The organism is Actinomadura sp. 6N118, from assembly GCF_044326415.1.
GTDB lineage: Bacteria > Actinomycetota > Actinomycetes > Streptosporangiales > Streptosporangiaceae > Spirillospora.
Genome location: NZ_JBIRAZ010000005.1, coordinates 497094 through 509881, shown reverse-complemented (window position 1 = coordinate 509881; position 12788 = coordinate 497094). Strand labels below are relative to the sequence as shown.

13 protein-coding genes are annotated in these 12788 nt (G+C 68.5%); 7 read left to right on the top strand and 6 right to left on the bottom strand.

Features of this window, described 5'->3' with window-relative positions; translation table 11 throughout:
- The first annotated feature begins 143 nt into the window (after positions 1-143).
- From ACH34W_RS15985 to lexA, 3 genes are all read left to right on the top strand, one after another.
- A complete protein-coding gene (locus ACH34W_RS15985) occupies positions 144-944 on the top strand; it encodes a helix-turn-helix domain-containing protein (RefSeq protein ID WP_395961650.1) in 801 nt (266 codons plus the stop codon).
- 78 nt (positions 945-1022) lie between these two features.
- Positions 1023-1310, top strand: a complete 288-nt coding sequence (locus ACH34W_RS15980) for a hypothetical protein (RefSeq protein ID WP_395961649.1) — start codon at positions 1023-1025, stop codon at positions 1308-1310.
- A gap of 207 nt (positions 1311-1517) precedes the next feature.
- Positions 1518-2180 (top strand): transcriptional repressor LexA, encoded by a 663-nt coding sequence (gene lexA, locus ACH34W_RS15975; protein ID WP_395961648.1) that lies wholly within the window; start codon positions 1518-1520, stop codon positions 2178-2180.
- A 293-nt stretch (positions 2181-2473) separates the two neighbouring features.
- Here lexA and ACH34W_RS15970 read toward each other — a convergent pair whose 3' ends face one another.
- Positions 2474-2698, bottom strand: a complete 225-nt coding sequence (locus ACH34W_RS15970) for a hypothetical protein (RefSeq protein WP_395961647.1) — start codon at positions 2696-2698, stop codon at positions 2474-2476.
- A gap of 438 nt (positions 2699-3136) precedes the next feature.
- Between ACH34W_RS15970 and ACH34W_RS15965 the strand changes: the two genes are divergently transcribed.
- Positions 3137-4006 (top strand): hypothetical protein, encoded by an 870-nt coding sequence (locus ACH34W_RS15965; protein WP_395961646.1) that lies wholly within the window; start codon positions 3137-3139, stop codon positions 4004-4006.
- A gap of 76 nt (positions 4007-4082) precedes the next feature.
- On the opposite strand, the gene ACH34W_RS15960 is transcribed toward ACH34W_RS15965, so the two are convergent.
- Positions 4083-4634: a dihydrofolate reductase family protein gene (locus tag ACH34W_RS15960; RefSeq protein ID WP_395961645.1), complete on the bottom strand. Its 552-nt coding sequence runs from the start codon at positions 4632-4634 to the stop codon at positions 4083-4085.
- Between the two features lie 100 nt (positions 4635-4734).
- On the opposite strand from ACH34W_RS15960, the gene ACH34W_RS15955 reads away from it, so the two are divergent.
- A complete protein-coding gene (locus ACH34W_RS15955; protein WP_395961644.1) occupies positions 4735-5373 on the top strand; it encodes a TetR/AcrR family transcriptional regulator in 639 nt (212 codons plus the stop codon).
- A 112-nt stretch (positions 5374-5485) separates the two neighbouring features.
- Entirely contained in the window at positions 5486-7165 is a 1680-nt protein-coding gene (locus ACH34W_RS15950) for a HEAT repeat domain-containing protein (protein WP_395961643.1), read from the top strand.
- An 80-nt stretch (positions 7166-7245) separates the two neighbouring features.
- Here ACH34W_RS15950 and ACH34W_RS15945 read toward each other — a convergent pair whose 3' ends face one another.
- Both ACH34W_RS15945 and ACH34W_RS15940 read right to left on the bottom strand, forming a co-directional pair.
- Positions 7246-8307 carry a tartrate dehydrogenase gene (locus ACH34W_RS15945; protein ID WP_395961642.1) on the bottom strand — a complete coding sequence of 354 codons (1062 nt, stop codon included), beginning with the start codon at positions 8305-8307 and terminating at the stop codon, positions 7246-7248.
- Between the two features lie 70 nt (positions 8308-8377).
- Entirely contained in the window at positions 8378-9265 is an 888-nt protein-coding gene (locus ACH34W_RS15940; RefSeq protein WP_395961641.1) for a LysR family transcriptional regulator, read from the bottom strand.
- Positions 9266-9413: 148 nt separating this feature from the next.
- On the opposite strand from ACH34W_RS15940, the gene ACH34W_RS15935 reads away from it, so the two are divergent.
- Positions 9414-11024: an SLC13 family permease gene (locus tag ACH34W_RS15935; RefSeq protein WP_395961640.1), complete on the top strand. Its 1611-nt coding sequence runs from the start codon at positions 9414-9416 to the stop codon at positions 11022-11024.
- A gap of 6 nt (positions 11025-11030) precedes the next feature.
- On the opposite strand, the gene ACH34W_RS15930 is transcribed toward ACH34W_RS15935, so the two are convergent.
- Together ACH34W_RS15930 and ACH34W_RS15925 are read right to left on the bottom strand one after the other, a co-directional pair.
- Positions 11031-11948, bottom strand: a complete 918-nt coding sequence (locus tag ACH34W_RS15930) for an NAD(P)-dependent oxidoreductase (RefSeq protein WP_395961639.1) — start codon at positions 11946-11948, stop codon at positions 11031-11033.
- Positions 11949-11959: 11 nt separating this feature from the next.
- The gene (locus tag ACH34W_RS15925; protein ID WP_395961638.1) at positions 11960-12742 is read right to left on the bottom strand and encodes a helix-turn-helix domain-containing protein; all 783 of its coding nucleotides are present in this window, start codon (positions 12740-12742) and stop codon (positions 11960-11962) included.
- Positions 12743-12788: the final 46 nt, after the last annotated feature.

The following is a 12788-nucleotide window of genomic DNA, read 5'->3' as shown; positions in this document are numbered from 1 at the left end:
CCGTCGCCGCCAAAGGTGAGCCGGTCGCGACCGGCCGGAACTCTTACCATGAGGCGATGCGCCCCTCCGTGCACAGGCGCGCCGCCGCGGCTGGGTGGGATGTCGCGTGACCGCCGCGACCCAGCCGGGTGCCAGGCGTCATCATGGCCGGGTTCCACGATCGGGGCTCGGGGCCGTTCGATGTGCGGATGGTCCCGCATCCGGCCATCACGCTGGTCGTCGAGTTCGGCGACGGTCCGCTCACCGTTGACGACGCGGCAGGCCGGCGGCAACGGGGAAATCTCGTCGCAGGGCTCGCGCCCGGTGCGGTCCGGGCGAGCGGCAAGAACACCGATTGCGTGCAGGTACGCATGTCTCCGGTGGTCGCGCATGCCGTGCTGGGTGTCTCCCCGATGGAGCTGGAGCACGCCGTGGTCGGCCTCGACGCTCTGTGGGGACGGGACGCGCCGCGGATCCGGGAGCAGCTGAACGACGCCCGGTCGTGGGAGGAGCGCTTCGCGTTGATGGACGCCTCGCTCGCCCGTCGATGCGAGACGGCGCGGCCGGTGGATCCGGAGGTGGCCTGGGCCTGGGACCGGACCGTCGCCAGCCGCGGCTGGATCAGGATCGACGAGCTGGCGGCCGAGATCGGTTGGAGCCGCAAGCGCCTGTGGTCCCGGTTCCGATCACAGATCGGACTGCCTCCCAAGCGCGCCGCGAAGCTGGTCCGCTTCGACCACGCCGTCCATCGTCTCGCCGCCGGCGAACGCGCAGCCCACGTGGCGGCGCGGCTACGTCGACCAGTCTCATCTCCATCGGGAGGTTGTGGCGTTCGCCGGAGGCACTCCGGCGACGATGACCGAGGACCCGTGGTTGGCGGTGGACGACATCGCGTGGACAGGTCACGGCGCCGGGCATGCGCTGCGTCCCGCCTGATGTTTGCCCAGCGCACCCGGGGGTCATGAATCGGGACAGCACCGGGTCTCGGGAGCGCGGGGGACGCGCCGGCCCGGTTTGTACGGGGGGCAAGTGCGATGAGAGTCATGCTGAGAGCGCAACTGGACACCGAGATCTCGAACAAAGCGCTCAAGAGCGGCAAACTGCAGGAGGTCGTGGAGTCGATGATGGACCGGCTCAAGCCCGAGGCGGCCTACTTCGGCCCCAGCGAGGGCGTACGCGAATGCACCTTCGTCTTCGACATGCAGGACAGTTCATCGATGCCGACACTCGCGGAGCCTCTTTTCCAGGAACTCGGCGCAAAGGTCGAAATCCATCCCGTGATGAACCCAGAAGACCTGCAGAAGGGCCTCGCCAGCTTGAAGAAAAGCTGAACGAACAAGGCTCGTCGATTCCACGCCGGACGCGCGGCAGCCCACGGTGTCAGCGTGAGCACGCCGACGCCCCGCACCAGGGCTGAGGCTTAAAGAGCTCACACCGTGGGCGGCTGCGATTTGGGTACCGGTCTGGGGAGGGTCCTGCGGCTGATCTGGCCTGGGCTCACACCCGTCCGGTCGCGCAGGAGCCCTACAATTCCGTGGGTGATCCCCTACGAAGATCGTGATGCGTTCGAGGGCCTGGACACCGGGGCCCTGTCCCCGCGCCAGCAGCAGATCTTGGTCACGATCCGGGACTGGGTGGTCAAGTACGGATATCCCCCGAGCACGCGCCAGATCGGCGACGCCGTCGGCCTGCGGTCGACGTCGTCGGTGTCCCGGCATCTGACGAGCTTGGAAGAGCAGGGATTCCTGCGCCGGGGAGCCTCGATGACCCGGCCGATCGACGTACGGATGTTCCTGCGCGAGCATCAGACGCCCGAGCCCGCCGACGCCTCGGTGACCGTGCCCGTGGTCGGCCATATCGCCGCAGGCACCCCCATCTCCGCCGAAGAGCACGTCGATGACATGCTTTCGCTTCCCCGCGAGCTCACCGGGCGCGGCACCGTCTTCGGCCTGCGCGTCCGCGGCGATTCGATGGTCGACGCCGCGATCTGCGACGGCGACATCGTCGTGGTCCGGCAGCAACCCGAGGCCCATTCGGGGCAGATCGTCGCCGCGCTGATCGATGACGAGGCCACCGTGAAGGTGTACCAACGCCGCAACGGCCACGTTCATCTCGAACCCCGCAACCCGGCCTACGACGTCATCGACGGCGACAACGCCGTCATCCTGGGCGTGGTCGTCTCAGTGCTCCGCAGCGTCTAACGCCTGGCAAGCTTGCCGAGCCCGAGCCCGAGCCCGAGCCCGAGCCCGAGCTCCCGGGCCGCGTGCCCTAAGCGCCCGCCTCCGTCCGCGACTGTCTCCGCGAACGCTCGCGTCCCCGCCGCGCCTTATGCGCGATGTCCATTGCGGTGCCCGGCCCCTGAGGGATATCTCAGGTGCCGGGCACCGCTCCTGGACCAACAGGGAAGGTCAGCACGCCCCAACTGGGTGGTGCATTTCCCGCCCGATTCCTGCCGTTGATCCGCATCCGTGCCGTCGAGGGTCAGGACGCAGGATCAGCTGCCGACCCGTTCATTTGCGACGTTGGGGGCCACTTCGGGGGCGACGTGCGGGGCGACATGGGGGGCGACGTGCGGGGCGACCTCGGGGTCGACCTCGGGAGAAGGGGCGATGGTGGGAGCGACGGCGGCGGTCTCGGCGGCAGCGGTTCCGGCGGCGACAGCTGCGAAAGCCAGAGTGGTGATGCCCAGCACAGCGGTGCGGGCGAGCGTCTTTGTCATGAGTGGGGGGCCTCCGTTGTGGTGTGTCCCGATGCCCAGGTTGGGCCGGGATGGACACTCAAGATAGCAGTACGTAGTCAAATAGTCACGTTATGTAGCGGAGGGGAGTGTACGAGGGCGGGCGTTCGGTGGTGCTGCGGCTTGATGGGCGTGCCGTGGGCGTCGGCGACGGGGTCGGTCCCGGGGAAGGGGCCAAGCCGCAGGCATGGGCCACCGATGCTTTGTCCCAGATTGGCCATCTGCGCGTGAGACGCCCGTCAGTGGTTGCGTCCTGGCCAGACTTGACGGGACGCTTGCGGCATTCTGATTTGAGCGGAAGCGAGCAGAGCCATGACGCAGCCGCCTCCTCCTCCGGGCACGCCGCCCTTTCCTGGCCCTCCATTTCCGCCTGGCCCGCCACCCCCTCGCGGCCCAGCGCCAGCGGGGTGTGGTCCCCGCGTGCTGGGTGCCGTCCTGGCCGTCATGCTGGTCGTCGGGGGGCTCGCAGCGGTGGGTCTCGTGCGCTCGGTCCTGACGGAGGACGAGTCCAAGACTCCTTCGGTCAAGCAGCCCGCCAAATTCACCACGGGTGGTTGCGTACGGCTGCGAGTGCAGCCGTCACCGATGCACACCACTCCGCAAGGCCAAGTCATGTACACCCGTGCCGAGTACGTGCCGGCGCAGTGCGACGATCCGGCGGCCTATGCGCGGATCACCAAGATGGGGGAGGGCACCAGCGTTCCCCAACTCTTGGGTGCGCAGGCTCTGGAGAAACTCGGCTGCCCTGTCGACACCGACGATTTCGCCCAGCTGCAGTACATGTCCCTGCCGGGCAAGATGGCCTGCATGCGCAGGCTCAAGGCTCCGCATCCAGGTGACCCGGGGCAGGGCGGCGGCCTGGTGAGGGCCGGGGACTGCATCCAGGTGTACGCCCGCTACGGCGACAACCTCGGCGAGGTGAGCTGCACGAACGAGAACTGGGTCGTCAAAGGGACCAGCTTCGGCAAGAAGTGGTTCGGGCAGGTCGTCCGGCGGGCGGACACCGCCCGCAACTGCCCGCGGTCGGCGATCTACACCATGACAACGCGCACCGGTAAGCCTCGCGTCCTGTGCATTGCCAAGAACGGGGGCTGGATGCCCGCGGTCGGCGACTGCGTCGACGGCAGCACGCTCTACGCCGGGGTGAGAGGGCGCCGCAGGTGCGACGACAAATACCTCGCCGTCAAGATCACGGCACTGATCGAACCGGGCAGCCGGTGCCCTGGCGCTTCCCGAGAACAGAAAGTGCCCGGGTACCTGCTCCGTATGTGTGTGAAGTACATCAACTGAGCGGCAAGGAAGCTGAGCGCTCTGCGGTGCGGGCCCTGGACCGGGATGATTCACAGGGCCCGCGCGATCGGGGTGGTCAAGACTCCTTGCGGGGCCGGTAGGTGTTGATCGTGATGCCGCTGCCGGTGCGCTTGGAACTGACCATGTCGAGGCGCTGGAGCGATCCGCTGTCGTTGAACAGCCGGCTGCCCTTGCCCGCGATGACCGGGTAGATGCTCAGCTCGAGCTCGTCGAGCAGTCCGGCCTCGAGCAGCGAACGGACCAGCGTCACGCTGCCGGCGGTGCCGATGTTGCCGCCCGGCTGACGCTTCAGATCGGCGAGCGTGCCGGCGAGCTCGTTGCCGCTGACCAGCGACGCGTTGGTCCAGCCGACGCTGTCGAGGGTGTCGGACACAACGTACTTGCGGATGTTGTTGATGTGGGTGGCGGCGGGCTCGTCGGTCGAGGTGGGCCAGTACTGCACCCACTCCTGGTAGGTCTGGCGGCCCAGCAGCAGCGTGTCGGTCGCGGCGAACGACTCGGCCATATGGGCACCCGCGTCCTCGTCGAACAGGTCGAACGACCACTGGTCGGGCGACTCGACGACACCGTCCAGGCTGATGAACAACGCTCCGACGACCTTGCGCATATCGGCTTCCCTTCAAGGGTGTACAGTACGGTACTGTACTGGGTGAACTGAACAGTACGGTACACTTCGAGGAACGTCAACGGCCTTCAGGAGAACAACGATGCCGAGACTCGAGGAGGGCCCCGCCGCGCAGGCCCGGCGCCGCATCATGGACGCGGCCTTGGAGGTGTTCGTCCGCGACGGCTACGTCGGCGCCAAGACCGACGAGATCGCGTCCGCGGCGGGAGCGTCGAAGCAGACGATCTACAAGCACTTCGGACGGAAGGAGAAGCTGTTCGAGCAGATCGTGCTCGAACAGCTCGTCGGCATCGACCAGCTGTTCCAGGACGCCATGGAGGAACTGGCGGCCACCGAGGACGTCGCACCGACCCTGCGGGCGCTTGCGCGCAAGTTCGTCCATGCCCTCACGCGGCCCGCACACCTGCGCATGCGCCGCCTCGTCATCGCCGAAGCCGGCCGCTTCCCGCAACTCGGCCACGCCTATTTCCAAGCGGGCCCTGAACGGGTGCACGCCGCGCTGGCGTCCTCCTTCAGGCAGCTGACCGACCGCGGCCTGCTGAGGGTCGACGAACCCGTCCTTGCCGCCAATCACTTCACCTGGCTCGTCACGTCGATCCCGGTCAACAAGGTCATGTTCTGCGGCGACGACATCACCTTCCCGCCAGGCGAGCTCGATCACTACGCCGACGCCGCCGTCCGGGTCTTTCTCGCCGCTTACCACGTGCCCGAGTCAAAGTGATCGCGGCGGCCGTGGGGCGGTAGGGGAGAGGTGGTCGGTCATCGAAGAGCGGCTTTCGCGGGTTGCGGCGAAGATCGAGGCGGCAGGCCTGCGGCTGAACGATCCGGTGCCGTTGTCCGCGGTCGTGGCGTTCGAGGAGCGCAATGGCATCCGGTTGCCCGATGGCTATCGCGCGTTCATCACCACGCTGGGGAACGGTGGCCCGGGCCCGTACCAAGGTCTGGAGCCACTGGACACCGGCGTCACCAGCCACCAGTTGTCGGGGGAGTTTCCCTATCATCCCGAGCGCCTGGACGAGTCGTACGAGGCGACTTACTGGAACGCTTATCGCGGCACGCTCATGCTCAACCGGCAAGACCGCATTGAGTGGGACTACCACGAGGACGTCGATCCCCGCACGCTGCTGGTGGTGAGCGGACCTGGCCGCGGCCGGATGGTGATGGTCGACTGGGAACGCGAGTACTTCCGCCCCATCTACCACCCGGCTCCCGACTTCCTCGCTTGGTACGAGGAGTGGCTCGATCGCCTCGCCGATCGCCGCCCCGAGGGTCGGGCCGAGGGCCGGACGCGGTTCTGGGAGACTGACTTCGATCGGCCCGGCTGGGACAGCCGGGCGGTCCGCGACCACCCCGAGGTGGAGGAGGCGGTCTGGGCGGCCCGCATGATCCGGGCCCGCTACAACCGCTGGGGCTGGCCTGAGCTGAGCGAGCCGCACTGCGCGGAACTCGCCGAAGCCGCGGCCGGGTCGCCGTCGCCGCGTGTGAGGGCCGCCGCGCTGTGGGCGCTGTGCCGCGCGCGCCGAAACATCGGCGCGTTCGTGATGCCGATGCTGCGGGATCCCGAGCCCGGCGTACGGCTGCTGGCCATGAAGGCGGTCACCGGCAGTGCGGAGGACCTGGGAGCCGAGCGCGTCCGCGACGCGCTGCGTCCGATGCTCAGCGACCCGGATCCCGTCGTGCGGGTGAAGGCCATCTACCACTTGGCCACCCACGGGGAGTGGACGGCCGGTGTCCTGGAGGAGCTGATCCGCCATGGCCAGGCCCGTGTCCGGATCGCGGCGGCCGGTGTCCTGCCCTCCCTGCCCTACCACCTGTCCGACGAACGAATGCGTCCGCTGCTGGCCGCTGCCCGCCCGCTGCTCGGCGATGATGATCCCGCCGTACGGGCCGCCGCCGTGGGCGCGTTCGGCTCGCTCGGTGCGCCGTGGTCACGGGCCATGGTCGCCGCCGCGGTCACCGACCCGGACGTCCGCGTGCGCCGCGAGGCCGCCTTCCGCGTGTTGCACTTCGCGGACACCGGCCTGCTGGCTGCTGTCCTCGGCGTGCTGCTTGAAGACGACGACATCGCGATCCGCTACCAGACGCTGGGTCTTCTGGCCTCGCACCGTTCCGCCTCGCCCCTGCTGTGGACCGGGCTCGCCCACGCCCGGCTGGCCGAGAGCGACCCCAGCGTCCGCCGCATGGCCCTGGCCGCGCTAGTGAATGCCGGGGCGCCACCGCCCGAGCGTGAGTGGCCGTCCCTTCTCACCGACCCCGACCCCGACCTGCGCCGGCGCGCCGCGTACCTGGCCGGGCACGTCCATCAGCCTCCCGCAGGTCCGCTGCACCAGACCCTGCACGACCTCCTGAACGACCAAGTTCGCGAGGTCCGCGGCAACGCGGCGCGAAGCCTCGAACAGACCTGCGACGACGGCTGCCTCCCCGTCCTGGAGGCCGCCCACGAGAACGAGGACGACCGGGTCAACCGCTACGTCCTCGGCAAGATCCTCGCGCGCCTGCACCCCCGCTCGTGAACTCCGCCCGTGAACCCCGCCTCACAGCAGCGTGCGGTTGATCCGGGCCAGTTCGAGTTACATCGATCTCTGGGCTGGCTTTACAGGGCCTGAACGAGTGCGTCGGTGAATTCGGCGGTGGTGGCGGAGCCGCCCAAGTCGGGGGTACGGGTGGTGCTCTTGGCGAGGACGGAGACGATCGCGTCGGTGATGTCGGATGCGGCGCCCTCGTGACCGAGATGGTCGAGCATGAGCGCGGCGGACCAGATGGTGCCGAGGGGGTTGGCGATGCCGCGGCCGGCGATGTCGGGGGCCGATCCGTGGACGGGCTCGAACATCGAAGGGAACTCGCGTTCGGGATTGAGATTGGCCGAGGGGGCGATGCCGATGCTTCCCGCGACCGCGGCGGCCAGGTCACTGAGGATGTCGCCGAAGAGGTTGGAGCCGACGACCACGTCGAAGCGTCCGGGCTGGAGGACGAACTTCGCGGCCAAGGCGTCGATGTGTTCCTGATCCCACGTGACGCTGGGATGGTGGGGAGCGCGTTCGGCGACCATCTCGTCCCAGAACGGCATCGTGTGAACGATGCCGTTCGACTTGGTGGCGGAGGTGAGACGGCCGCCACGCCGTGCGGCGAGATCGAAGGCATAGTCCAGGATGCGGGTCACGCCGGCACGGGTGAAGAGCGCCTCCTGGACCGCCACCTCCTCGGGGAAGCCCTGATACAGCCGGCCACCGACCTGGCTGTACTCGCCCTCGACGTTCTCCCGGACGATCACGAAGTCGACCTCGCCGGCCGCCGCGGTGCGCAGCGGGCTGGGCACACCCTCGAAGACACGGATGGGACGCAGGTTCACGTACTGGCGGAAGCTTCTGCGGATGGGGATCAGCAAGCCCCACAGGGAGACGTGGTCGGGCACGCCCGGGTATCCGACCGCCCCGAGCAGGATGGCGTCGTGCTCGCGCAGCTGCTCCATCCCGTTGTCCGGCATCATCGTGCCCTCGCGCAGATAGCGCTCGCACGACCAGTCGAACTCGGTGTAGGTGAGTGCGATGCCGTGCCGTTCGCCCACCACGTCCAACACCTGACGGGCGGCTGGAACGACCTCGGTGCCAATGCCGTCGCCAGGGATCAAGGCGATCCGGTGATGTGTCTTCGTCATAAGGCCGATTGGAACAACAACGTCCCAAGCACGTCCAAGACACGTTCGCGATCCGCCTTATAGGCAGCGCCTACTGATCCGGGGCGGTTTCCAGGGCCATGGTCAGGAAGTCCTTGGCGGCCGGGCTCAACCATCCCTTCCGGCTCACCAGGAACAGATGGAGAGACGCCGGCGGGTCGAGATCGAGCACCACCGCGCCCGCGCGCAGGGCCAGGGGGCGCCATGCCTCGGCGAGAATGCCGACCCCCACCCCCTTGAGAACGAGAGGCAGGATCGCCGCCCGGTGTTCGGTCTCCACCGCGATGCACAGATCGATGCCCGACGCGCGGATCTCATCGACCAGCCGGCGCATGGCCGTGCCCCGTTCTCCGGCGATCACCCGTTGCCCGGCGAGCCTTTCGCGGGGTAGGGGAGGCCCGGGGGCGAACGGTCCGTCCGGCGCCGAGACCAGAACGAGCCGCTGCTCCTCGACAGGGTGGAGGTCGACGTCCGCGGTCGCGGGCGGGCTCCACGCCGACAACAGGCCCAGTTCGGTGACCCCGTTGCGGGTGAGGTCGATGACGGCCTGCGAGACCGGAGCCTCGCGCAGGATCACCTGAACGCCGGGATGCGCGCTGGTGAAGCCATGAATCATGCTGCTGAGAGGCTCGACCGCCGGTGAGGGCATCGACGCGATGGTGAGGCGGCCGGTGCGGCTTCCCAGCGCGGTGGTCACGCTCTCTCTGGCCACTTCGAGACTGCGGACGGCCTGCCGGGCGGGACCGATCAGCGACTTCCCCGCCTCGGTCAGCACGACGCGTCGTCCGATGCGGTGGAACAGCGGACTGCCGAGGTCCTTCTCCAACAGGCGGATCGCCTGTGACAGGGACGGCTGCGCGATGTACAGCGCGGAGGCGGCCCGGTTGAAGCCCCCGTGGTCGACGACGGCGAGGAAGTACTCCAGTTGGCGGACGTCCATAGGCGGCCCATTCTGTGCGGCCAGGCTTATAGGCACAGCCTATAACTCAAGTAGATAAGCCGTCTCAAGGTTGGGGCTGACATAAAGCCCACGTGTGACGGACATTACAGAAATGAACGAATGAGCCCTACCTGTCGAGGAGTGGCCGATGACCTCCGACGAGACCGCCCCACGCACCAGAACCGACGTGGAAAAGGCCCTGCTGTCGCACGCCACCTACCGCAGCCTCGGCGAGCAACGGCTCTCCCCGGCAGAGGAACGTTTCGAACGGGGACGCAGGACCACCGGCCTGTGGCTGGCTCCCCTGGTGTCGGCCGTCTTCCTCGCTCTGCCGCTCGACATGGCGCCCTCGCAGCAGACACTCGCCGGGATCCTCCTCGGCGTGATCGTCCTGTGGGTCACCGAGCCCGTGCCGATCCCGGTCGGCGGCCTCATCGGCGTCTCCGCGATCGTACTCTTCGGGGTGGTCCCGGCGGCGGACGCGCTCGAACCGTTCGGCTCCACCACGATCTTCACGTTCATCGGGGCGTTCATCCTCGCCCAGGCGATGCTCAAGCACGGCGTCGCCCGGCGGTTCGCCTTCTTCATGTTGTCGCTGCCCGGCGTCGGCCGTTCCACCTTCCGGCTGATCGTCGCCTTCGGCCTGGTCACGTGTTTGCTCTCGGCGTTCGTGTCCAACACCGCCACGGTCGCGATGTTGCTGCCCACCGCGCTCGGCATGCTCACGGTCATCGCCAAGATGCTCCAGGACCGCGGCCTCGTCGCCGAGGACTTCGACCCGGCACGGCTGCGCGTCGGTGCCGCCCTCATCCTGATGCTCGCCTACGGCGCCAGTGTCGGCGGCCTGCTCACCCCGGTCGGCAGCCCGCCCAACCTCATCGGCCGCGGACTGATCGAGAAGGCCACCGGTGAGAAGATCTCGTTCGCCCAGTGGACCGCCACCGCCCTGCCCCTGTGCGCGGCGATGTTCGTCGTCCTGGCGGCCGTCCTGCTGCTCCTCAACAAGCCCGAGATCCGCCGCATCGAGGGCGTCGAAGAGTATGTGCGGGAGGAACGCGCCGCACTCGGCCCGCTGTCCCGCGCCGAGATCAACACCCTGATCGCGTTCGGCGTCACCGTCTCCCTGTGGATCCTGCCGGGCATCGTCGCGCTCGTCGCCGGCACCGACGCCTCGATCTACGACACGATCAGTGGACGGCTCAACGAGGGGATCGTCGCCGTGCTCGGCGCCTCCCTGCTCTTCCTGCTCCCCACCAACTGGGGCCGCCGCGAGGCCACCCTCAACTGGAGCGACGCCGCACGCATCGACTGGGGGACGATCCTGCTGTTCGGCACCGGCATCATCTTCGGCGCCCTCCTGGAGGACACCGGCCTGGCCAAGACCATCGGCAGCGAGGCCTCCGACGCCCTCGGCCTGGGCAGCCTGTTCGCCATCACGGCCTTCGCCGCCGTGCTCGCCATCGTGATCTCGGAGACGACCAGCAACACCGCCTCGGCCGCCGTGGTCGTCCCCATCATCATCCCCATCGCCGTGGCGGCCGGCGTCGATCCCTTCGTCCCCGCCCTGGCGGCCACGTTCGCCGCCTCCTTCGGCTTCATGCTGCCGGTCTCCACCCCGCAGAACGCCATCGCCTACGGCTCCGGTGTCGTCCCGATCACCACCATGGTCCGCACCGGCTTCGTCTTCGACATCCTCGGCGCCATCTTGATCATCCTCGGCCTGCCCCTCATGGTCGCCCTGACCGGAATCGGCTCCTGAACTTGATCAGGTGCTGAGGTCGTCGTCAGATGTCACGTTCTCCGGCGTGAGTTCCAGGCCGGCTGCGGTCGCCTGCAGGTCGAGGAGGATCGCGAAGTCCTCGTTGACACGGCCGGAGTCGACCATGGCCTGGACGATCCCTGCCGTCAGCTCCACCACGGGCATGGGTACGTCGAGATCGCGTGCGGCGGACAGACCGAGGTCGAAGTCCTTCTGCAGGAGCGGCGGGGTGAACGTGGGTGTGTAGTCCAGGTTGACGAACGCGTTGGTCTTGTAGCGGGTGAACACGGAGCCCAGGACGCTGTTGTTGATGAATTCCAGGAGAGCGTGCCGGGGGACGCCGCCCTTTTCGGCCAGCACGGTGATCTCCGCCAGCGTCTGGGTCAGCGCGCCCAGCAGGAGGTTATGAGCGATCTTCACGAGGCGGGCGACGTCGCCTTCGCCCGCGTACGACACCGATCTGCCCAGGTGGGCGAGCAGAGGCGCCACCTTGTCGTAGGCGTCCCGCCGTCCGGATACGACGAGAGCCAGCCGCCCCGCCCGGACGGCCACGGGGTTCCCGCTGACGGGGGCGGCGAGGAACTCGGTCCCGCGTTCGGCGCATCCCCGGCGGACCGAGGCCGACGCCTCCGGGGACACCGTCGAGCAGTCGACGATCACGCGTGGCACGCGGGATGTGTCGGCGAGGAGGCCGTCTTCGCCTAGGAGTATCTGCTGGAGTGCGGTGTCGTCGGAGACCATGGTGAACACGACGTCCTTGCCGCGCAGGTCGCCGAGCGTTCGTGCCACTGCGGCGCCGTGTTCGCGCAGGGGCTCGGCCTTGGCGGACGTACGGTTCCAGGCGGTCAGGTCCACCTCGGCGTCGGCCAGCCGCTCGGCCATGGCCGTGCCCATGCGTCCGGTGCCGATCCAGCCGACGTGCATGCGCGTCCTCCTTAACGCGTTGCGGGCCAGGGAGTCTCGGTCTCGTGGACGAACCAGACGCCCACAGCCGGGACGTCCCCCTCGTTGCGGTAACGATGCGGTGTGGCCGAGGGAAAGGAGACCGCGTCGCCAGGCTCCAGGCGGTGGGTGTCGAAGCCAAGCGTCAGCGTCAGCTCGCCTTCGATCAGGTAGCCGTGTTCGACGCCCCCGTGCCGCATGAGCTTTCCGCTGCTTGAGGACGATCCGCCCGGCGCGTAGGTGACGAGCAGGAAGTCCACGTCCGTGCCGGGCACGTGGCCGAGCCGCTCCCATGTGACGCCTGACTCCAGCTCCAGCACCTCGCGCTCCCCGGGCCGTACGAGCGGCCCCGTGCCCGGTCCCATGCCTGGCCCTGTGCCCGGTCCCATGCGCGGTCCGATGCGCGGTCCCATGCCTGGTCCAGTGCCCGGCGTCGTCGGGCGGAGTGCCTCGGCCAGCGCTCCCGCATGTGGTGCGGGCACGACGACGGCGGCCGCGACAGGGGCGGCTGCGGCGGGGGTGGCTGCGGCGGGGGCGTGGGCGGCCTCGGCGGTTTCGGCGGTTTCGGCCTCGGCCGCGTCGAAGACGTCCTCGACGGAGATCTCCAGCGCCTGGGTGATCGCGTAGAGCGTGCTCACGGACGGCTGGCTCTTGCCCGTCTCGATCTGCGAGATCAGGCTCGCGGACACGCCGACGGCGCGCGCCAGGGCACGCAGGGACAGGCCGCGTTTGAGCCGCTCCTCCCGGATGCGCGCGCCGACGGGCGGGACGTTCATCGGCGGCCTCCTTCCATCCCCGAGCGTACAGCAGTGATGAACACTA